At 57.8% G+C, this 21,801-nt stretch carries 21 protein-coding genes and 1 tRNA gene; 9 read left to right on the top strand and 13 right to left on the bottom strand.

Going from position 1 to position 21,801, the window contains the following annotated elements:
* Positions 1-175 precede the first annotated feature (175 nt).
* From SMC7_RS01350 to SMC7_RS01340, 3 genes are read right to left on the bottom strand one after another with little or no spacing between them, the layout of a single operon-like run.
* A complete protein-coding gene (locus SMC7_RS01350) occupies positions 176-1,867 on the bottom strand; it encodes an extracellular solute-binding protein (RefSeq protein WP_165845039.1) in 1,692 nt (563 codons plus the stop codon).
* Positions 1,868-1,917: 50 nt separating this feature from the next.
* The gene (locus tag SMC7_RS01345) at positions 1,918-2,754 is read right to left on the bottom strand and encodes a carbohydrate ABC transporter permease (protein WP_119088583.1); all 837 of its coding nucleotides are present in this window, start codon (positions 2,752-2,754) and stop codon (positions 1,918-1,920) included.
* Between the two features lie 19 nt (positions 2,755-2,773).
* The gene (locus tag SMC7_RS01340) at positions 2,774-3,676 is read right to left on the bottom strand and encodes a carbohydrate ABC transporter permease (RefSeq protein ID WP_119088582.1); all 903 of its coding nucleotides are present in this window, start codon (positions 3,674-3,676) and stop codon (positions 2,774-2,776) included.
* Positions 3,677-3,884: 208 nt separating this feature from the next.
* Here SMC7_RS01340 and SMC7_RS01335 point away from each other — a divergent pair, with 208 nt between their 5' ends.
* From SMC7_RS01335 to SMC7_RS01315, 5 genes are all read left to right on the top strand, one after another.
* Complete coding sequence (locus tag SMC7_RS01335) at positions 3,885-5,651, top strand: glucosyl-3-phosphoglycerate synthase (protein WP_119088581.1); 1,767 nt, start codon at positions 3,885-3,887, stop codon at positions 5,649-5,651.
* The gene (locus tag SMC7_RS01330; RefSeq protein ID WP_126850691.1) at positions 5,648-7,285 is read left to right on the top strand and encodes an alpha-amylase family glycosyl hydrolase; all 1,638 of its coding nucleotides are present in this window, start codon (positions 5,648-5,650) and stop codon (positions 7,283-7,285) included. The genes SMC7_RS01335 and SMC7_RS01330 overlap by 4 nt, the downstream gene beginning before the upstream one ends.
* 241 nt (positions 7,286-7,526) lie before the next feature.
* Positions 7,527-8,852, top strand: coding sequence for a hypothetical protein (locus SMC7_RS01325; protein ID WP_119088579.1), 1,326 nt, complete (start codon positions 7,527-7,529; stop codon positions 8,850-8,852).
* Positions 8,853-8,883: 31 nt separating this feature from the next.
* Positions 8,884-10,245, top strand: coding sequence for an MFS transporter (locus SMC7_RS01320; protein WP_119088578.1), 1,362 nt, complete (start codon positions 8,884-8,886; stop codon positions 10,243-10,245).
* Entirely contained in the window at positions 10,242-10,982 is a 741-nt protein-coding gene (locus tag SMC7_RS01315) for a PIG-L deacetylase family protein (protein ID WP_119088577.1), read from the top strand. The genes SMC7_RS01320 and SMC7_RS01315 overlap by 4 nt, the downstream gene beginning before the upstream one ends.
* Before the next feature lie 197 nt (positions 10,983-11,179).
* Here SMC7_RS01315 and SMC7_RS01310 read toward each other — a convergent pair whose 3' ends face one another.
* The 5 genes from SMC7_RS01310 to SMC7_RS01290 all read right to left on the bottom strand — a co-directional run bounded on the left by SMC7_RS01310 (position 11,180) and on the right by SMC7_RS01290 (position 15,509).
* Positions 11,180-11,749, bottom strand: a complete 570-nt coding sequence (locus SMC7_RS01310; protein ID WP_119088576.1) for a hypothetical protein — start codon at positions 11,747-11,749, stop codon at positions 11,180-11,182.
* A 251-nt stretch (positions 11,750-12,000) separates the two neighbouring features.
* Positions 12,001-12,951 (bottom strand): DUF3644 domain-containing protein, encoded by a 951-nt coding sequence (locus tag SMC7_RS01305; protein ID WP_207798683.1) that lies wholly within the window; start codon positions 12,949-12,951, stop codon positions 12,001-12,003.
* 59 nt (positions 12,952-13,010) lie between these two features.
* Positions 13,011-13,814, bottom strand: coding sequence for a uracil-DNA glycosylase family protein (locus SMC7_RS07595; protein WP_119088574.1), 804 nt, complete (start codon positions 13,812-13,814; stop codon positions 13,011-13,013).
* Entirely contained in the window at positions 13,807-15,129 is a 1,323-nt protein-coding gene (locus SMC7_RS01295; protein ID WP_119088573.1) for a B12-binding domain-containing radical SAM protein, read from the bottom strand. The genes SMC7_RS07595 and SMC7_RS01295 overlap by 8 nt, the downstream gene beginning before the upstream one ends.
* The gene (locus tag SMC7_RS01290) at positions 15,126-15,509 is read right to left on the bottom strand and encodes a hypothetical protein (protein ID WP_126850690.1); all 384 of its coding nucleotides are present in this window, start codon (positions 15,507-15,509) and stop codon (positions 15,126-15,128) included. Before SMC7_RS01290 ends, SMC7_RS01295 begins: the two co-directional genes overlap by 4 nt.
* A 394-nt stretch (positions 15,510-15,903) precedes the next feature.
* Here SMC7_RS01290 and SMC7_RS01285 point away from each other — a divergent pair, with 394 nt between their 5' ends.
* Positions 15,904-16,902, top strand: coding sequence for an N-acetylglucosamine kinase (locus SMC7_RS01285; RefSeq protein WP_119088571.1), 999 nt, complete (start codon positions 15,904-15,906; stop codon positions 16,900-16,902).
* Positions 16,903-17,009: 107 nt separating this feature from the next.
* Here the strand turns inward: SMC7_RS01285 and SMC7_RS01280 are convergent.
* A tRNA-Gln gene (locus SMC7_RS01280) sits at positions 17,010-17,084 on the bottom strand.
* A 75-nt stretch (positions 17,085-17,159) separates the two neighbouring features.
* Here SMC7_RS01280 and SMC7_RS01275 point away from each other — a divergent pair.
* From SMC7_RS01275 to SMC7_RS01265, 3 genes are all read left to right on the top strand, one after another.
* Positions 17,160-17,855: a TraX family protein gene (locus SMC7_RS01275; protein WP_119088570.1), complete on the top strand. Its 696-nt coding sequence runs from the start codon at positions 17,160-17,162 to the stop codon at positions 17,853-17,855.
* Positions 17,856-17,912: 57 nt separating this feature from the next.
* Positions 17,913-18,512, top strand: coding sequence for a hypothetical protein (locus SMC7_RS01270; protein WP_119088569.1), 600 nt, complete (start codon positions 17,913-17,915; stop codon positions 18,510-18,512).
* A 78-nt stretch (positions 18,513-18,590) separates the two neighbouring features.
* Positions 18,591-19,019: a hypothetical protein gene (locus SMC7_RS01265; RefSeq protein ID WP_119088568.1), complete on the top strand. Its 429-nt coding sequence runs from the start codon at positions 18,591-18,593 to the stop codon at positions 19,017-19,019.
* Positions 19,020-19,023: 4 nt separating this feature from the next.
* Here the strand turns inward: SMC7_RS01265 and SMC7_RS01260 are convergent, their stop codons facing one another.
* From SMC7_RS01260 to SMC7_RS01245, 4 genes are all read right to left on the bottom strand, one after another.
* Positions 19,024-19,752, bottom strand: coding sequence for a hypothetical protein (locus tag SMC7_RS01260; RefSeq protein ID WP_119088567.1), 729 nt, complete (start codon positions 19,750-19,752; stop codon positions 19,024-19,026).
* A gap of 167 nt (positions 19,753-19,919) precedes the next feature.
* Positions 19,920-20,522, bottom strand: coding sequence for a GNAT family N-acetyltransferase (locus SMC7_RS01255; protein WP_119088566.1), 603 nt, complete (start codon positions 20,520-20,522; stop codon positions 19,920-19,922).
* Positions 20,523-20,595: 73 nt separating this feature from the next.
* A complete protein-coding gene (locus SMC7_RS01250) occupies positions 20,596-20,874 on the bottom strand; it encodes a hypothetical protein (RefSeq protein WP_119088565.1) in 279 nt (92 codons plus the stop codon).
* An 18-nt stretch (positions 20,875-20,892) separates the two neighbouring features.
* Positions 20,893-21,801, bottom strand: a 909-nt coding sequence (locus SMC7_RS01245; RefSeq protein WP_165845037.1) for a hypothetical protein, incomplete at its 5' end; no start/stop codon positions are given.

Genomic DNA, 21,801 nt, shown 5'->3' with positions numbered 1-21,801 from the left:
GTGGCACGATGACAAAAGCGGCACCTACCAGCAAGAGCAAGGTCAGAAACGCTGCACTCATCTGGTCTCTTCGGATCACATCAACCGCCTTTGTTGCCTTGTCCTCATGAGCGAGATGGGGCGCAGCGAGCTGCGCCCCATTGGCCGTCTCTGTGGAGTGATGAACCTTTCGACGCTACTTGTGGATGACCGCCTGTACGTCCTGGGCCATCTTCTTGAGACCATCGGCAACGGTCACCTTGCCAAGGAAGATGTTCTGGAGATTCGTGGTGATCTTGTTGCGCGCATCGTTCCATCCGCCCGTCGGTGGCTCAAGAACAGAACCGCTGAGCTGTTCCAGACCGGCCCTGGTCTCAGGCTTGGCTGCGTACGCCGCGATGAGGACTGGGTCCTTGAGAGAACTCTGGCGAGCCGGCATGTAGCCGGTCTGCGCCGCCCAGACAGCCTGTGTATGTGGGGAAGTGAACCACTTGATGTACGCCCAGGCAGCATCCTTCTGGCGCTGTGTGTACTTGGGAGCATTGCCGAACATGACGATGTTGGTGCCGTAGAGGGCTGCGGCCTCGCCTGCGGGTCCCGCGGGCAGAGGTGCTTCACCCAGTTCGAACTTGCCAGCAATAGCCTGCTCGTAGTAGGTGCGACCCGCCACGGAGCCAAAAGTCATGCCAGCCTTGCCGACACCCAGATCAGTCTGGTCACCGTAGGCTGTCGTGTAGTGCATGTACTTCTTGGCGAACAGGTCTGCAAACAGCTGGGTCCCGGCTTTGACACCATTGTTATTCGCAAACAGGACCTGGTCGTAGGTATCGTTCAGGACGCGACCGCCGTATGCATAGACAAGCCCATACCACAGGTCGACGGACGGCGTGTGCGAAGCGCCCCACTGGATCTGGTCGCCCTTGTCGTCGACCTTGTTCAGCTTGGCGCAGTCATCAGCAAACTCCTGCCATGTGGTCGGCGCGCGCGTAATGCCTGCGGCCTTGAACATGTCCTTGTTATAGTAGAGCACGACGTTGGACTTGTTGAACGGCATCATGTAGCGCTTGCCGTCAGCAAGCTTCGACGAATCCCACATCTTGGGGAAGAAATCGGCGATCTCGGCCTTCGACAGACCGTTGGAGCCGTTGATATAGCTGTCGAACGTGCTGAGATAGAACCCCGTGGCATACTGAGCAGCCCAGTTCTCATACGCCTGCGCGATGAGTGGTGGATCCTTTGCCGCAATGGCGCCGATGGTCTTGGTCTGCAAGGTGGTGTAGTTGGCCATCTGAACCAGCTGGACTTCCATGCTGGGATGGGTCGCGTTGAACTCGTCGGTCAGACCCTTTAGGGACGTCCCAAGCGCAGCGGCCATGGCTTCCCAGAACGGGACGATGGCCTTGTTCTTCAGCCAATCCATCGAGAACTGGACGGTGACCTTCTTGAGCGTAGCATTCCATGCGATTATCGCACCCATGGACTCGGCAACGAAACGCATAGGAACGACGGTCTTGCTGTTGATGATTGCGGCAGGAGCATCCAGCGTGACATCGTAGCCATTGACCTTGGCGACCGTCTTATCAATCGTCAGGGCAATCTTGTTGCCCGCCAGCGTGATGTTGGCGGTCCTAGTCACAGCGTCCCACACGAGCGTAGCTCCCATAGCCTCAGTGATGAAGCGCAGTGGAACCAGTGTGCGACCGCTCTTGATCAGAGCGCCCTGCTCGAGCGTTGTGGCCTTTCCGTTGACAGTACCCGTGTTCTTACCGATGTAGACCTCGATCGTTGTTATTGTCTCGGCCTTGGCACTCGGAACAGTGGCGAGCACCGAGGTGAACGCGATGAGCAACACCAGTACAACAGCCAGCAATCTACGTACGTTGAGCATACTTCCTCCCCTGGAAAATTGGATGGTACCATTCAACTCCATCAAGACGGCTACCCCTTGATACCGCCCCCGCCAATACCCTCAATAAACTGCCTCTGCACAAAGAAGAACAGGATGACGATGGGGATCGTCGTGAAAACCGATGCTGCAGCCAGCTGAGACCATTGTTGCCCCTTCTCGCCCAGGAAGGCGTTCAACGCCACCTCGATCAGCTGCTTGTTCTGCGACTGGGTCATGACTGTGGGCCACAGGAATGACGTCCATGAACCCAGGAACGAATTGATAGCGATAGTTACGATCGCGGGCTTCGCGAGCGGCAAAGCGATGCTCCGGAAATAGCGCAGACGTGACGCGCCGTCGATCTGTGCCGCCTCCCACAGTTCCTTGGGCATCGACATGAAATACTGCCGCAACAGGAAGATGCCGAACACACTCGCCGCGAAGGGGATGATGAGCGCGTAGAACTTGTCATACCATCCGAGCGTCCGGATGATGAGGAAGTTCGGGATCAGTGTCGTCGCCGCGGGGATCATCATGACGCTGAGGACGAGGTTGAACAGCACCTCTTTCCCCCTGAAGTCGATGCAGGCAAAAGCAAACGCGGCGAGGGACGACGTCGCCAGAGAGATCAATGTCGCAGCGACGGCCACGAAGAGCGTATTGCCAAAGTAGCGCAGCCATGGTGCCGAGTTCCAGGCGTCGATGTAGTTCTGAAACGTCATGTGCTTTGGCCACAACTGGGGGGGAACACTGAAGACTGCGTCCTGGGGTTGCAGCGACGTGACGATCATCCAGTAGAATGGGAATACCACCAGGATGAAGAGCACTGCGATACCAAGGTAGAGGAGAACCCTGTTGACCCTGTTCCAGAAGACGGACTGTCGCATTGCCGTCACGTCACACCTGTCATCCGTAGAAGACTTTGCGTCCGGTCACCCTGCGCTGGAGCACTGTGAGCAGGAAGATGATGACAAACAGCCCGATGGAGACTGCACTCGCATAGCCGAAATGCATCTGCCCGAACGCCTGCTGGTACAGGTAGTAACCGGTCGTCGTCGTCGCATCGACTGGACCCCCCTGCGTCAGGACAGCCACCTGCGTGAACATCTTGAAGGCGCTGATGGTGTAGATGATCACGACGAAGTAGGTAGAGGGCGAGATCATGGGCCACGTGACATGCCAGAACGTTTTCCATCCGCTGGCCCCATCGATCTGAGCAGCCTCGAGCAGCTCGGTCGGTACCTTGGACAGGGCGGCCATGAAGATGATGACCGCGAACCCGATGTCATGCCACGTCGAGTAAAGGATCATCGCGGGCATCGCCGACACCGTGTCCGTCAGCCATCTGCTGACCGGCAGACCAAGGAAGTGCAGTGCCGCGTTGAGCATGCCGTAGTCGGGGTTAAAGATGTAGAGCCAGATGATGGACGTGGCAACAAGCGGTGTAATGTATGGGATGAAGAACCCCATGCGCCAGAACGTCCGCCCCCGGACCTTTGCGTTGAGGAGCACAGCGATCAGCAGTGAGACCGCGACCGCGACCGGGACGCTGCCCAGCGTGAAGTAGAGTGTCCGAAGGACCGAACCCCAGAAATCACCTGAGGTAAGCATCTGCCTGAAATTGCCAAGCCCCACGAAGTCGCTCTGGCCGACAAGGTTCGTGTCGAACAGGCTAAGGCCAACGACGATGAACGCGGGAAGGAAGGTGAAGGCGAAAAGCACCAGTGTCGAGGGAAATGTAAAGAGCCAGCCGGCGACATTGTCGCGGATAACCTGCTTTCGTCTTGCCGGCGTGACTTTGTTGTCCATGCGCCAAACACCTCGAGACCGCAGTTTCAAGTCCGCAAACGACTTGGCCGGGTGAACTCAGCTGTTCAGTATATCATCGGCAACCTGCAAGTCAAAAGAGACCGCGAACACGCCTGTAGCCTTCACGATACCGTCTCGGAGTGACAGAAACCATGCTTCTGCTATACTTTCCAAAGCAGGATTCGTCCTGCAGAGAGGGAGTGGGGAATTGACACAGCACTTTGTTGAACTGACAGCACCGACGCGGCTCATGGCCAAAGTCGCATTCGTCCGTTCGGCCGGCGTCGCCGGAGATGTTGTTCTCGTCCTTCCCAGAACGCCGGATGAAGAAATCGGCCGTGTCCACCGTCTGGTAGCGGCAGCTCGCAAGGCTCTTGGGGCAACGTCGGTACCCTTCCAGATCGTCGAGATCGATGAGGCGAACCGCCTGGCAACGTCCGGGGATCCTTCCCGAACACTCGTGATCGACCTCGACCTCCTGCATCACGAGAATGTCGATCTGCTCGAGTCCGCCTGTAGTTCGAGCTCGCAGGTCATCGGTTACAAACTCCATCAAAACCCTTCCAGGACAGCGGCCATCTTTGCCCGTGGCGACTCCAATGCCACCCTTGCCGGGACGGTCGTGCGTCGGCTCACAGAGGCCGGAGTTGTGGACAGGACGAGCTTTGTCCACGTCACCCATGCAGGCGAGTCGGCTGCCGTCGACGACAGCGTCCTCGAAGCGTATAGCAAGGTGAAGGCTGAACTGCCACAGGCCCGTCTCGCCATCGAACAGGCCGAGGACGGCGTGGAATCCGCCATCGAACATTGTTCGCTTCAGTACGGCCTGCTCGTTCTTGGTCTGCCACAGCACCCCAGAAAACACTCGGTAACCAGGCACCTGCTTGCGCAGGTCACGGCAGGACTGCTCCGCGTGACCGCCGTGTTCATCTACGCGCGCGGCGCAGAGGTCGACCAGCTGTCAGCCACGACGAAAACCATCGAGCCCTGGATCCTCAAGAACACGTTCTCCCAGGACGAGTTTGCGGACATCGACCGGCTCCTCCAGGCCAAGCGTGACCACCATCTGTCGATCTCTCTCATCCTGCCGGCGCTCAATGAGGAAAAGACGGTTGGACAGGTCATCGACGCCTTCAAGGGACCGCTGATGGAGGAACGGCCGCTCCTCGACGAGATCATCCTCATGGACAGCGACAGTGGTGACAACACGCGCGAAATAGCAACCGCACGCGACATCCCCGTCTATGTCCACCAGCAGGTACGCCCGGACCTCGGAACCTATGCCGGCAAGGGCGAGGCGATGTGGAAAGCATTGTTCGTCGCAAAAGGAGACATTCTCGTCTTTGTCGACACCGATCTGTCCAATCCCAACCCGTCATTTGTCTCCGGACTTGTCGGTCCTCTTCTCCTGGACGAGCGCCTTAGCTTCATCAAGGGGTTCTATCGCAGGCCCGTGCGTGTCGTCAACGAGTTCGTGGAAGTGGGCGGCGGCCGTGTCACGGAGCTCACCGCGCGCCCCCTGCTGAACCTCTGGTATCCGGAACTCGGAGGGCTGTTCCAACCACTTGCGGGGACCATCGCGGCACGTGCCGGCATCCTGCGCGAGCTGCATTTCATGACCGGCTATGGCGTCGAGATCGGACATATCATCGAATACGTCCGCAAGTACGGCATCGATGGTCTGGCCCAATCGGAGCTGGGCGAGATCATCCACCGCAATCAGCCGCTGGAAGCACTGTCCAAGATGTCGTTCCAGGTCCTGGAGGCCTTCTTCCAGTTTTCGAACGGCCTGATGGCCCCCGGCATGGCTGACCGCATGAACGGAGTCTTGCGGCAGCCCTTCCTCTCGGACACGGGTTTTACGCTGTATCAGGCACGACTCGGGCAGGAGGTGAGGCCTCCGGCATCCTCGGTGCCACCTCTCGATCCTCCCGCTTTAGCGCACCAGCGACGTAACACGAAGAAATCGACTTGACCGCAAACGACGCTCAGAGCCAACCCTGGTGGAAACGAGGCGTCATCTACCACTGCTACGTCCGCAGTTTCATGGACAGCAACGGTGATGGCGTAGGAGACCTTCCTGGGTTGACCAGCAAGCTGGACGTCCTGCGGGACGGTACGCCCTCTTCCCTTGGCATTGAGGGCCTGTGGCTGTCACCTGTCTACCCGTCGCCCAACCGCGATTTCGGATACGACATCAGTGACTACAGCTCGATCGACCCCGTGTATGGTACAATGGAAGACTTCGACCGCCTCATGGCCGGTGCCCGTGCACGGGGCATTCACCTCATCATGGACCTTGTCGTCAACCACAGCTCGACCGAGCACCCCTGGTTCAGACAGGCACGTACCTCCCGCGAGAACCCATTCCACGATTACTACCTCTGGAGCGACGGAACCAATGGCAAACCCCCCAACAACTGGGGTTCGACATTCGGAGGCTCGGCCTGGGAATGGAACGAGCAAACCCATGAGTTCTACCTGCACAGCTTCCTCAAGGAACAGGCGGACCTGAACTGGCGCAACCACCGGCTTCGTGAGGAGATCCACGATATCATGCGGTTCTGGATGAACCGGGGCGTCGACGGTTTCCGTCTCGACGTCGCCAATTACTACGTCAAGGACGCCCAGCTTCGGGACAACGCTCACGAGGTTGTCATTACTCAGCCCATGCCCGGCAACCCTTCGAAGACACTGTACATACCGATGTCGCGTGAGGTGTACGACCACACCGTGGATCAGCCGGAGACGCACGACGCGCTGCGGGAAATGCGCGGCGTCATCGACGAGAAGCCCGGGCACATGATGGTGGGCGAGATCGCACAGCGCACGCAGGGTCAGGTGCTGTCCTACTACGGGGACGGCGACAGTGAGCTGAACCTAGTGTTCAACTTCTTCTTCTTCGTTCGACATTTCCGGGCGAAGGACTTCCGCGACATCATCCAGAGAACCCTCGACCTGCTGCCCGAGGGTGCCTGGCCCGCCTGGGTCCTGAGCAACCATGACGTCGTGCGCGCGGTATCACGCTACCATTGTTCACCCCCGATGACGAAGAGTATGATAGGTCTACTTCTGACGCTCAAGGGAACCCCATTCCTCTACAATGGAGAGGAACTAGGGCTTGCGAACACGCCGCTCCTGAGGAAACTCCTTCAGGACCCCGTGGGCAAGAGATACTGGCCCTTGCCGGTCGGCCGGGACGGCGAACGCACGCCGATGCCGTGGGATGATACCGCGAATGCGGGCTTCACCACAGGAGTCCCGTGGCTGCCCGTCAGCGCACCTGCCATGTCGTACAGTACGGAGTCGGCAGACCCGACCTCGGTGTTGAGCTTCACGAGACGGCTCAGCTGGTTCAGGTCGCACCATTCTGCGCTGAATGCGGGCGATATGTCAATCGTCGCCGGTCCGTCGGACACCTGCCTCTGCTTCACGCGCACATCCTCAGCAGAGCACATGACGATTACGATCAATCTGTCCGACCAGACCGTCGCAATCCCACGGGGCAGCTTCACGTCAGACCAGATTCCACTGTTCAGCACGGAGGAGCAACCATCCATGGACAGCCTGGCTCCCTGGGAGGTCAGGATAGCGGCCGCTCCGGCATAACCCGGAGGACGCGTGGTCACTCCACTACCTGGGAGCTCCTCCTCCCAGCAACATCCCGGCTGATGATCACGACCATGTCAGGACTCCCGCCTGTCCGGAGTCTCTCCTTGACAAAGGAAGAGAGCCCGCTAGAACATTGACGGGAAGGAGCGTCAGTCGTATCGCTGGACGAAGATACGATGGCGGATACCCTCTGCCGGATGCCCAATGGCGTACCGGTGTGCGCCGACTGGAGGCAACGATGAAAGTCAGCATCATTGGTGGAGGTGGGACAAGAGTCCCGATTCTCGTGGGCGCTCTCCTTGACCTTCAGAAACGGCTCGACCTCACAGAGATCTCGCTGATCGATCCCAACGGCGAACGGTTCGCCGCCGTGGACAAGGTCGTATCGGCCATCGTCCAAGACCGAAACAGCACGGTCGAGATCTCGCACGCCGGTACGTTCCGCGAGTGCGTGACCGGAGCCTCCTTCATCATCGCCGCCATACGCGTGGGTGGTGACCACATGCGTACACTGGACGAACGTATCCCCCTCTCGATGGATGTCCTGGGGCAGGAGACGGTCGGCGCAGGCGGTTTCGCCATGGCTGTCCGCACCATCCCCGTCGTGCTGGACATGCTCAACGAGTTGCGCGAGGTTGCGCCCGACGCCTGGTTCATCAACCTCACGAATCCGTCCGGGATCATCACGCAGGCGATGGTCAGCCACGGAGGGTTTCACAACGTCGTCGGCATCTGTGATGCGCCGACCTCCATCGGCATCCTGCTGGCTTATCTCCTCAAGGTTCAACCGGAAGACCTGGTCTTGGAGTACTACGGGCTGAACCACTGCGGTTTCGTCAAGGGTGTCTACGCCCTCGGGCACGACGTGCTGCCCCAGATCCTTTCCATGATCGACCAGGTGCCCGACTTCGAGGCGATGACACACTTCTCGCCTGCGTTTGTGCAGCGCCTCGGCAAGCTGCCCAATGGGTACATCTGGTACTACGCCTTCAAGCGCGAATCGCTCGCGGCCCTGAAGGCTGCCGGGGAAACCCGCGGCGAAGAAGTAGAGCGCCTCAATGCACAGTTGTTCGCAGACCTGAAGACCACTGACGATCCCAAGGTCATCTACGACGCATATTTGGGCAGGCGGGAGAATGGGCACCTCGCAGAGGAATATCGGACCGCCATGAACCTCAAGAGTGCCGAAGGATACAGCGCTGTTGCCATGGATGTGCTTCTCGGCCTCGCAGGCAAGGGTCAATCGGTCGTCCCCGTCAATGTCATGAACCGTGGGGCGATTGCAGGCCTTGCCCTCGACGATGTCGTCGAGGTCCCGTCATTGATCACCGAACGACTCATCCGCCCGCTAGCGGTCGGGCCTATCGACAGGGAGTCACAACTGCTGATCGAGCAGATAAAATTGTACGAGAGGTCCCTCGTCGACGCGGTCGCCTACCGCGACCTCGGGGCTCTCATCGAGGCTCTGGCGCTCAACCCGCTGGTGCCCTCACCGGCCGTGGCACGAGATCTCGTCCTGGCATTCAAGGAACAGGAGGCCCCATACTTCGACAGCTTCAAGTAGCCGAACGCATCCACAATTCGCTGGAGGTAGCATGAACTTCTGGAAGAAGCTTGCATACAGCTTTGGTTCGATGGGGGCAGGCCTGCCGGAAAATGCATTCACGGCCTGGGCGCTGTATCTCTACGTGGACAAGCTGGGTTTTCCACAACAGCTGTTCGCGACCGCTATGCTCATCTATACCATCTGGAATTGCATCAACGACCCACTGTTCGGCTACTGGTCCGACCGGACGCATACCCGGTGGGGACGCCGCATCCCGTATATCGTCCTGGGAACGCTGCCGCTTGCGCTTGCCTTCTATCTCATCTGGGTCCCGCCGACCGGCATCTCCACGTCAGCGCTGTTCTGGTACTACCTCGCCGTCATCTTCGCGTACGATGGGTTCTATACCATCGTCATCATCAACTGGACGTCCCTGTACCCCGAGACGTTCTCCACCACGAGCGACCGCAGCACCGTCAACGCCTGGCGCCAGGCAATTGGCATCCTGGGCGCGATGGCCGGTCTCGCCGCGACGCCGCTGATCGTCGCCAAGCTCGGATGGAGAGGTATGGGCATCATCTTCGGAGCGATCACCGCCATTTCCATCTTCGTGTCGCTGCTGGGCTCCAAGGAGAACCTGCATGCCCCCGGTGAACCTCTGCCGCTGGGCCCTGCCATCAAGAACACACTGGCGAACAAGTCGTTCCTGACGTTTGTCATGTTCAACCTGTTCGTGAACTCGGTCATCGTGCTGGTGCCCCAGGTGATACCCTTCTTCGCCAAGTACGTTCTGCTCATTTCCGACTCCCAGAGCAGCCTCATCATGGCTCCCATTTTCATCGTCGCCATTATCACTCAGATCTTCTGGTCAAAGGTCGTCATCCGCAAAGGCGTTCGCACGACAGCCATCATCGCCTGCATCCTGTTCGGTCTGACGCTGCTTCCGCTGGGACTGGTTCGGACGATGCCACAGGCCATCACCTGTTTTGCCATCGTAGGCATCGGCCTCGGAGCCCTTCTTCTGGTAGGTGACATCATGGTCGCCGACATCTGTGACGAGGACTACCTCAAGACACACACACGCAGGGAGGGCATGTTCTACGGCGTCAACGCGCTCATCATCCGCATGAGCGTCGCCATCTCGGCAGGCACGATCTCGTTTGTCCAGACCATCACGAAGTACAAGCCTGTGGCTGATCCCACGCTGATGGCACCGACCGCCGTCATAGGCTTCAGGTTCCTAGTGAGCGTTGTTCCTGCCGCGCTGATCGGCGTGGGGCTCATCTTCGTCTTCTTTTACCCGCTCTACGGAAAGAGGCTCGAACGTGTGAAGGAGAAGTGCACCCTCGCCGCACAGCTCAATACGGCAGCCGACACGCCCATCCCTCAACAGGAGGTTATCATCCTATGAACTGGAACGAATTCCTTCCTGTTCCACACATCGATTCAGCACAGAAATATGTCGTGTTCCAGCCCCACTCCGACGACGCGGTCTGGTTCGCAGGCGGCCTCCTGCTCAAGCTGGCAAAGGCAGGGAAAGAAGTCACGCTCGTCACGATGACCGACGGCTGCCTGGGCAGCACAGACGTCTCGATGACACGAGAACGCCTGGTCGAGATCCGCCATGAGGAAGATCGGCAAGCCGGCGAGGCTATGGGGGTGACGAGGCACCTGTATCTGCCCTTCCACGATGGTGAGTTGCCACACTGCGGCGAAACGACCGCAGCAATGGTCCGCATCATCCGGCAGGAGCGTCCGGAGGCCGTCCTGGCGCCCGACCCGTGGCTGACGTACGAGGCCCATCAGGACCACCTGAATTGCGGGTGGTCAGCGGCGGACAGTTTGATCTACTGCAACCTGCCCCTGTATCTCCCCGAACTGCCCCCTCACGACGTCCTCTTCATCGCGTTCTACCTCACCAGCAGGCCAAACCAGTTTGTCGACATCTCGGTCGAAAACGAGGTGAGACTGGCAGCTCTCGGATTGTTCAAGAGCCAGTTCACGCCGGATACCCTGGAAATGGCGACCCAGTACCTGAACCTCAAGGCCTCAGACGTGGGCAGTACCCACGGCATGCAGCTGGCAGAAGCATACAAGGTCCTGACGCCGCTCCACCTCCACACGAGCGTCGACTCGGAATTCATCTAGCACAGGTCTGTGTGACCCCCCCCCGAGAGGGCGCCCTGCACCTATACAGGACTCTCTGGGGGGGTCACTGTTTTGCATTCTTCACGAGCCTATCGCGTCGGTGGTCCTCCGAATGTCACCCATGGCATGACACATAGCCCGAGAGGAGATCCGATGTGCGTATGGCTCCTCCGTGAAGTGTGCCAAGGCTACAGCAGTCAAGGAGTCTCCGGAGTCTCCTCGTGAATCCGCTGAACCAACGCTACGGCCAGTTGAACGTACTCACGAGCGGACGCCGTGTCGATGGAGAATTCGTCCATGTGGATGGCTTGATTTCGCAACGAGCGGAGACGGGTCATCATGTCTAGTGTCGCATTATCGAGAACGCCGTCCCTTTGAAGCACTCGAATTTCGTCAAGTCCGGCTAGTGGGCGGCCTTTCTCCACCGGGGTTCCCCGAGCCGCGTTGGCACGACGCGCAGACGATTCGACCAGCCGCCAAGCTTCGACTACTGCCAAACGAGGTGATAGGGAGACCAGCTGGAGAAGGGGGTCTTCTTCCGGAACGCGGGCAGCCGGTGCAGCCAATAGACCAGGGGTCTCGTTGGCTTGTTTGCTAACCTTCTCAACTGCTTCGGCGAAGTCGAAGACAACTCCCCCAGCTGCGACGTGACTCAGGCGCAGTATCAGCTTTGCTAGAGGCTTGCGCAGCAGAACAAAGACCACCATCACGACAGCCGGCCATGCTACCGCTCTGACAATGGCTGCGATGAACTCCATCCAATTCATGGTTGCTCCTTGATGTTGCTAACGACGACCGAACTGATCCGTACAACATGGTTCGTCCTAGTCTTCTCCCGCCTAATCACGCTCGAATCCCTTGCCGATAGTGTGTCAACTTGTTGGCATTTGGTTACCCGAGATTCGTCCATTGGTTTGTCGCTGCATACCATTCGGCTCAGCACAACACCTCCCTGCTTGCCTCAGAGTTCACCGTGAGCCCGCAGTTTGGACGATCCGGTGGAACAATGACTCGATCGTCATTTGTATTTGTCACCAGCATCCTCACACAGTTTGACGCAGTGTTTGACCCAGGACTCATACCAGTACCAAGTTCCAGCTACCATCGTACCATATCCTCTCGCCGGGTTCTTAGCATCCTCCGATTTCCACATCCGTAGATGCTCAGGGTTCCTGCAGAACTTGGAGAACCCAGCGTTCCTGACTTCTGCAACTACTTGGGTTGCCAAGTACTTGGGCTTCTCCACTTCCTTCCTTACCCAATACTCCTTCTCAATGGTCTTGGCCTGATCGCAATTAGGGTCGATGAATTCGATCACCTTGTCTGCTTGGCCTAGCCTGCCAACCATCCTCTTGGTAAAAATCAGACGATGAGAGTACTTCGGGCTATTATACTCGCTATACGACAGTCTTCCATCAAAATCAGTGATGTACGAACGCAGATTCGCGGGTATAGCCTCGTTCGTTTCCACGGGCCTGACCTGTGTCGGTGCAAGGTCAGCAAACTGAATACTGTATGTCAGGTACGTGTCCAGCGCGTATTTGTCTCCGAATAGTCGTTTGAGATACTCGTTGAAGTTCAAGGCACATGCTTGATACCTTGCACTCAGGTAGTTGTCAAGAGATCTAGTCATCTGGTGCTCAATTTCGTGACGCAACCCGATGAGGAAGCGCAGATTGTTGGCAGTATCCCTATCAATGGGGCTGGCCGGGTCGTCTAGACACCGCTCAAGTTCCCAATGTTTCTGAGCGCCGTGTTTTGTTCGATCGTAGGTCTTGCGCTTAAGACCTTGGCGGTAGTATCGGTAGTCGACTCTGCTCTGTCTGTAGTAAGCATGCATTAGATAGGTCCAGGCAACTACCATGAGGACTATGAATGCCTCGGACTTGAAACCCACGAGAGGATCGTTGAAGATCTTTATGGCGCAGAAAGCTGCTTCCTTGGCCTTCGTGACTAACTCGATCTTCACTGAGCCAACTGTCCGTATCCTTGGCACTAAGCTCCTTCATTCATCGAGAGACAGCCAATTCACAAGCATGGGGTGTGGAACCCTAGTTGGTTGGCAAAGCAATATGGGTGGGCACTCCTCGCCGAAAGGACACCAGATCCTCTGCATTTGACCACTTTCCACGTGTCCCTCGGCGTGTCACAGCATTCTATGCGGACCTGTACAGCAGCACGTTGACTCGCCGGAAGATCATCGATCAGACCGTCCAGCGGCTGAACTCGCCCGTGGAGCATAGCGGAGGGACTTCTGTCGCAACTGCGTGTTGGTGAGTTCCAGCTCGCCTTTGTACTCCATGTTTCGGCATTTCTTCCGCTCTTGAAGACTAAAGACGATATTGACAGAACTACGTTTGCAACGTAGTTGTCAACGTCCTTTCTGCAGTACACATATACGAACGATGGATGATGGACAGAGAGAATACAGGATGCGGATTGTAGCAGATATGACTCACATGAGAAATCAGAAGGCAGATGCGGTTTTGTGGGTTGCACGCCCATTTGGAAGCGCAAGAAGGATGAGACTTGCTGCCCAAGGGTCACCAGCAGGTTTGGTGCCGTTCGACACAATTCGTCCTGCAATTCGTTCCAGCCCAGCTGCATTTCGTTTTGATTTGGGTAACGTAGTCTGCCTTGTTCATCAATGGGCGGAGTCTTCACAAGGTTCGTTTTGAGTATCCTTACAGAAGGCAGGCGTTGGGCAATTTGCTCGACAATATGCCCCGTTTGAGTTTCTGGAGCGAGATGCTCACAATGCGGTTTTGCCGACAACCCCACGATGTAGACCAGGGGCCTTCTGTCAGTCAACTGTGGTTGGATGTCAGCCATTGATCTTCTCCATCTCCATCATATACCCGTCCAAGGTACTCTTACTATACACAGCATATACTTCTGATGTGCAATCGTAGGGATCGAGAGAGCCTGGCTCCAGACTATCAACCCGATTTGTAATCTGGCTGATAGTCTGACCTTCTTGAACAAGCTCATTGTAGAGAGCCGTTCCATGATAGGGCCGAAATCGAAAAGCGCTGACTCTCAGCGGAACGCCGACGCTGCAAGCATAACTTTGCATACGATGTGCCAGGGACACTGTGTCTCTTGCCTCTGATTCGGTCTCTCCGGGGAAACCCAAGATGAAGTAGCACTTAACTGGAATCTGGGCGTCCAAGACACGAGACACGGTTCTATATGCCACTTCTGCGGAGAAAGGCTTGCGTATGTGTGTGAGAGTTCTGTCGCTGCCGGATTCAATACCCACGAACAATTCCCGACATCCACTTCGTCTTATGCCATCTAGCCAGCTGGAGGGAGCGTCCCGAAAAGTAAGGATGTGTGCCATGCTCCGCCAAGATAGATTCGTCTCAGAAAAGAGCCCTATTGCAAGGTCGATGCTAGCTTGGTCTCTCAGAAAAAGATCATCGAGTACTCTGATGCAATTGGTGCTGGGTTGTACTCTCTTGATGTCAGCAATTTCCTTGCTCAGACTACCAGAGGACCGGTAGCGAGGTCTTAGGTGTTGATTGAGCGATGTAGCAGCCGTACAGAATGCACAGTTGTATATACACCCTCGACTTGCCACGACATGCGACTCTATCAGATTCAAGTCTGGCCTAACAGTAGGTTCATTCTTAAATATCGACCGATCAAGTGGAAGGTCAATATCGGAGGGGTAGAAAGGCGATTCAGGAGTGACATGTATGACCCTTATGTTGGCAGAACCTTCTCCCCACCGCATTGGATTCTTGAGGACCTCTGGAAGTATCAATTCAGCTTCACCAGTAATCACGAAGATACTGTTGTCTGTATCCCAAGCAGCAATTTCAGCAATCAGCGTATGAATTGCCGGACCTCCCAAGAGAAAAGCCCTCGGGGATGCGACATTCTTCACGATGTCACAGACAATATTGAGATTTGAACTGAAGACATTGAGACCCACATATTTCGCATCCGATTGGTCGATGATGTCAACAATCTGATTCGGAAGCAGGTTGTCTACGACTGCGTCGATGAAGTCACACTTGTAGCCTGACAGCACAAGCTGAGTGTAGATGTAGCCCAGTCCAATCGGGGGAACGCTGCTGTCCGAATCGGGGTCTCGATTCGCGCGAAAAAGTGGAGAGTTGATGAGCAGTACGTCTGTCATGTCATGAACCCGCACACATAGTGGCCACCATCCACACCAATAGCCAGATTGATATATGCGGAGCAGCCAAAACGGACATTAGGGCTGAAGTGCTTCATGAAGTGTCGGTCAAACTTCGACCGTTTGACCTCGTGGGAGTGCCTCTGCCTGAGGTAGATGCGATATCGACACAGTCGAAAGTCCTTCTGGAGCCGTTTCGTGAGCTCGTCTGCACTTTGGACGACGGTCCGGTTCCAGTTGCATGGAAACTCGCCCCTGCGGACGACGTGGAGAGAAAGCTTGGAAAACCACTGCTTTCGGTATAAGTCCTCTCTCATGAACACGTGAATCAGAAGTGCACTCGCCCTTTCCCGCCACTCGCCCAGGATTGATGAGGTCACGAACATGCCTCCCTCGCGTTTTGTTGTCTCTACAATTACGTTACTACGATGTTGACCAATTGCAAGAAGGGCCGACTAGTCCGTTCCTCCATCGTTCAAGCGAACGACAAGCTGACACGAATTGTCAGTCGAACCAGTGGTAGAGTCTCATGGCCGTCAAGCCGTTTCCATAACCTACACGGCGTTCGGACCACATTTCCTCCCAGCATGGCCACGGTAACGAGCGCTCTGCCAAATGCAGACAGCATGATGAACCATGGTATACTTGGCAGGTGGAAAGAGGGGATGTTCCAGATATCACCAAACAAGAAACAGACGAATCAGACGTGAAAGGTCACCGGGAGTGCTTCAACTTGAGAAGGCAATCAGAGAGTCCTAAAGGAGGAACACTAGCATGGCTGTGACGTACTATCTCGGTGTCGACGGGGGGACCACCAGGACGAAGGCTGTCGTCGGTGACGATGCCGGCCATATCGTCGGATCCGGCGAGGGAGGTCCCTCCAACTACCAGGTTGTGGGGCTCGAAGCTGCCATGTCTGGCATCACCGACGCCGTTCAGGCTGCCCTGACGGCTGCGGACCTCTCGATAGCACAGATCGAACGCGCCGTGTTCGGACTGTCCGGCATGGACCTACCCATGGACCGCGAGGCACTTGATGCAGCTCTGACCACCACATTCCCGGGGCTCGTCTTCGACCTTGTCAACGATACGTGGATCATGCTCAGAGCAGGGAGCAACAAGGGCTGGGGGATCGCCCTGGTGTGTGGCGGGGGCGCCAACGCCTGTGCGTGCAGTCGCGACGGGGCCTGGGTCACGCTTCGGGGCCTCGGCTACGAGAGCGGCCTGCGAGGCGGCGGACTGGACATGCTGAGAGACATCCTGCACTATGCGTTTCTTTCCCACGACGGGACAGGGCCGAAATCCGTGCTGGAGCAGATGGTACTGGACGTGATCGGTGCTCTCGACTATGACACGCTGCAACTCCTGTTCCTCGAGGCCGTACAAGACACGGTAGGACACGGAGAACTGCTGCATCGGGCTCTGGCCATCGTACCACTTGTCTTCGACGGCGCGACGGCCGGCGACGAAGTATGCAGGCGTATCCTCATGCTGCAGGCAGAGTCTCTGGCGGAGGGAATCACGGGGCTGGTCCACAAGATGGGCTTTGAGCATGAGGCGGTCGATGTCGTCCTGGGAGGCTCGGTCTTCGGGGGCAGCAATCCTACCTTCATCGACAGGCTGACATTGCTGGCCCATGAAGTTGCCCCACTCGCACGGCTGGGACCGCCACTGCTCGACCCGGTCCTCGGCGCGTACGTGATGGCATTGCAAAGAATGGGTAAGTTCGACGCGGCGACCACGTATGCGGTCCTCGTCGGCCAGGTGGTCTAGCAAAAACAGGCGGGATTGCTACACTACGGACATGCCTCTGTCCTGAGGCTGTGCTGACTCGACCGCGTCAACCCAGGATCGAGGCATTTGTCTGTGTCAGAAGAAGATGGCTGAGGCGGCTGGAGTCGAACCAGCAATTCATGGCTCCAAAGGCCAGTGTCCTACCATTAGACGACGCCCCAACACGCGGCTTTACTGCAGTATTCTAGTGCTGCCACGGAGGCTGTCAAGAAGAGCGAGGCGATGAATCGTTGACAATGACGAACCATGACGAGGGAACTTTCTCCCTGGAAAACGGGCAACCCACGCTCGAACAGTCTGACGCCCTCAAGCTTGTCGCCATCATCTCGATGACCGTCGACCATGTGGGAGCCATCCTGCTGCCACAGGTGGGCTGGCTCCGCATCATCGGGCGCGTGGCTTTTCCCCTCTTCGCCTACCAGCTTGCAGTCGGCTATCTGCATACGCGCAACCTCGCGCGCTATGCGCGCAGGCTTGCCATCTGGGGTTTCATCGCCCAGCCTATCTACATGATCGCGTTCGGCGTGCGCCTGTGGACGCTCAACATCTTTGCCACACTGCTGCTGGGACTGCTGGCTATCTGGGGATGGGATCACCACCGGTGGTGGGCGATCGTCCTTCCGCTGAGTCTCGTTTCCATACAACTCTGGTTTCCAGAGGTGGGTCCGGACTATGGTCTCTATGGTGTTCTGCTGTGCCTTGCCAGCTTCGTACTGTTTCAGCATAAAGAGCAGCTCGCCATCGGTCATGGACTCCTGCACGTGCTCGCCGGGGTCCTGTTCTGGCCAGCTCAGGTGTACGCGCTGGCCAGCATCCCGTTCATCCTCTGGCCACCCCGGCTGCACCTGCGCCGTCTGCCGGAACTGTTCTATGCATACTACCCGGCTCACCTCGCGCTCCTCGTCCTCGTCCGCCATCTGCTGACGCGCTGAAGGCATTGCCCGAGCGTTGAGCTGTCCTATACTGATGGTCAGTACCTGGAGGCAGCCGTGAACCGCAAACGCATGCGTACATTCGTCAGCATTGTCATCGTGCTCGCCCTCGTCAGCGGGGGGGCAGTCACGCTTATCTCAGCTCTGCACGGGACGACCACGGACGAGCCCATCGGCGTGCTGCCCGGCGTGACGCTGAGTCCGCAGGACTTCACGGAGACGGGGCTGGGAACAGCCGTCAACGTCGGGTACGCCGACCAGACCTTCATGTTCTTCCCTGATCAAGGCACGAACGGCCAGGGCAAGGAACTGGCCACGGCAAAGAACGGTATCTCCATCGATTTCCGTGATGGGGGTTCCCTGACGCTCCTCGGTGGGCAGTTCACCCCCGATCCGGACCACGCGCTGCGTGATCAGGCGTATGCCTGGTACAGGGACAAACTCACTGCCAATGGGCTCATCGATGACACGGGGACGGCAATTGTCGGCGAGGCCTCGGCCCGGTACGACGATCCTGCTGTCGCTGCCATCCTGGTGCGCAAAAACGACACCGTGTTCACCATCGTGTACACGCTGAACGCCACTACCACCAGCACGGCGCCCAGACCGATCATCGTCCTGGAGGCTCTCGCCCGCCTGCTGGCCTCACGCTTCTAGCTGCCGGGAACCCTGCGACCCGCACAACCGTCCTACCAGTATACCGTCGCGAGCCGTGCTGCGGTCCAGGAGGAATTGATGAGATACATAGCCTTGATCCTGAGTGTGGTCATGTGCTGTATGTTTGCCGGCTGTGTCACCCTGAGCGAACCTGTAACGCCCGTTGTCACGGTGACCTCAGGTCCTGTGCCGGTTCGTCTAGGTACCTACGGCTGGTCGGCCCCTGGCCACTCGGTCCAGTCTGACGCCCCGGTGCCAGACGAGTTCGTCACCGACGTCCTTGCGGTCACCGCACCCTGTGGCTCCAGCATCTCAGTCGACTACGGCCGCCGACCACGCGACCTGTTCGCATATCTCTGGAACGATCACGAACCGACCCGAGTCGAGATCCGGGGCGGCACGTTCACGCTGCCTGCCGATCCCGGCACATATATCTACAGCCTCGAGTCAACCTGGCGCGAGGGACACGCCAGTCACGTCGTCAAGATAGCGACAGTCCCCAAGTAGCCCATTAGCTGGGCTGCCCGTCGTCGGGCTTTGTCGGCTCAGCAGGAGGCGTGATGGTTTCCATCTTCTTCTCCTCGGGAGGCACGACGGGAGCGCTCGTCCATCCTTGGGGTGTCGTACGACGCTCTGCCCATCTCTGTTCGCGCTCGGCGCGTCTTGAGCTGCGTTCACCGGGGGTGCCCGCAAAGAGGACCGTGACGCCCACTGCCAGCAGGATCACTCCTGGAACCCAAGCAGCAATCCGGTTGAGTCCAAATCCCTCGAACCCCAGCCAGCCCTCGAACACATACCCCAGTACTACGAAGGCGACGAGACCGAAGGCAAGACCTCCCACTCCATCCCTGACGTGCCGCCAGTTGGCGTGCAGCGTCCCATGGATGATGCCTGCAAGTCCTCCAGCGGCCGGAACCACGAGTGCCCATGCATATGCCCAGCTTTCCCATGTGCCAGTGATACCCTGATACCAGAGGAGGGTGCCCACTGCCGCGGCCACAAGCCCGAACCCGGATAGACCCTCGCCCGCCCGGTCCGGCAGCACCAGACCCACCACAAACAACGCAAGTCCGGGAATAATGATGTGCAGTGGCCACGACATGTCTGCCCAGCGCTTTGGAAGCCAGTTCATGTCGATATGAACGTACTGCAGTGCAAGGATGACGATGCCGGCGATGATCAGCAGAATGCCGACGTTCGCTATCGAGGAACGGGTCCTGCGAGTGTTCTGTTCAGTCATATCTTCTCCTTAACCTCGCAGCCGGTCTTCTGAGAACACTGACCGACTGCCCACCTTGTCTACGTCCGCCCCCTTGCGAAGGTTACTCAAACCCACCACCTCACACTGCCCACTCCAGGAACAGAAGAACGGTGTCTTAGGAACGATGCACGGGATATCAGCCGTGGTCATTGCTGCACTCCTGAAATGAATTCCCGTCTCATGACAGTGGTCCTGCCGCGCGCGTCCATCATGGTGTGAAACCCAAGCCGCTCAAACATTCCATACGTGCCCGTGAACAGAAACGCGTCCGCCTGTGGGCGTCCGTACGTCGCCGTCGGCACAGCCTCCACGGCACGAGCTCCTTCACGCTCCATCACGCCGATCGCATGTCCCAGCAGGACCTCCGCCAGCCCCCGGCGCCTCCAGCCACGCTGGATGAAGAAACATCCGACGAACCAGACACCTTCTGCAGGCCTGCCCTTGAACCTCGGTGAGCGTTGCAGCCGTGGCAGAGAAGCACGCGGCTCAAACGAACACCACCCCACGGCCTCATCTCCGTCGTATGCGAGAACACCATGTGCATACCCTTCCTCCACCTGTCGACAGAGACGAGAGTGCGCAACTTCGCCTTGGACGTCCTTCCAGTGTTCAACTCCCGCGATGCGCCACCACTGGCACCAGCAGCCGCCACATGCTCCGTGCATGCCAAACAGTGCTTCCAGCTGCGGCCAGAGCCTCGGTTCCAGTTCGCGGCAGACAATGCCTGCAAGTGTGCCCGATGTGTCCATGTGTCACCTCGTGTGTTCCATGAATGTCCTGCAAAGTGCCAGAAACCCCACGCGAATTCCAGCCGACACACCTCTACTCGACGATTCCCCTGCGGTGCACGCGCTTTCCGGTCTGACTGTGGACCTCGAGTTCGTCATGGTTTCCTTCCTGCTGGCACTCACAGCCCTGAAACATGCTCGCGACCTCGCGTGCCTCGACAAGGCCTGACTGGACGGCCATGACCTGGAACATCCCTTCGAGGCCCGTTGTCGCGCGGAAGAACGCGGTGATGCCCGCAGCTCCAAGAGCCTGCACGATGCGCTCCGCCTCAGCCTGTCCTGCAACAACAATGACTTCTGCGTACTCATCCATCATTCCTCCTTGCCGGCATCACAACGTGACATGAAAATGCCTGCGGTCCAGCACCCACCCGATCCAGCTCAGCGTTCCAACTATGAACAGCGCCTCAAGAGCTACCAGCCACACGGGGGCTAGTTCGTACCAGCCGGGTATTCCAGGCGCAACGAATATACCCAGAAGAACGCCGTAGATAACATAGAGCAACAGAGAGTTGCGTCCCCACTCTCTGAGGATAGGTATCGAGCGACCAAAACGTTCGTCGAACATATGGAAACACCAGAAAATCAGGTCACTTGCGCCCAATGCGATCAGAACATAGCTGGCCGAGACACGGTTCTTGCTGACCGGAACGATGAATGCCAGAAGGAGGCCTAAGACGAGGACGCCTGCTGACGCCGCGGGAAACCAGCGTCTTCCCTTTGAGACATCATGGAATAGGTCTCCCAGCGCGGTCGCCATCACCAGCATGGCCCCCCAGGAAAGGGCACCTTCGAGTCCCCCGTGTGTGGAACTCAGGACATTCGCCAACCAGAAACTGTTGAGCTGGAACTGGTAGGCGACCAGCAACAAGAGCCCTGCAAGCCACCGCAGGCGCGCCGGCACCGCAATGAAGAGAAGGGCGATAAGCCCCGCGAACCCGATAGCCTGCAGTACTCCCCAATCCGACCCGGCGGCAGTGAGTCCCCAGACATTTTCCAACACCGTGAGAAGAGCTCCAATGCCGATGAGAGCAAGGTTCCGGAACACGAAATGCTCGATGGTCGCGCGCCTGCCGTCTCTGATCAGCCTGGCTCGGAACGACGCACCAAATGTGAGTCCGATGGCCGCAATGAACATCGGCGCGATGATGTCGATGACGGTGAATCCTATGTCGGGGGCATGCTTCAGCCACGCTGGAACAACGTGGGGATCGGCCAGATAGTTGGCCAGCACCATGAG

Origin of the sequence: Candidatus Cryosericum terrychapinii (genome assembly GCF_003570925.1) — a bacterium.
Taxonomy (GTDB): domain Bacteria; phylum Caldisericota; class Caldisericia; order Cryosericales; family Cryosericaceae; genus Cryosericum; species Cryosericum terrychapinii.
Note: the sequence above shows the minus strand (reverse complement) of the source record. Positions and strands in the feature narration are given on the sequence as shown.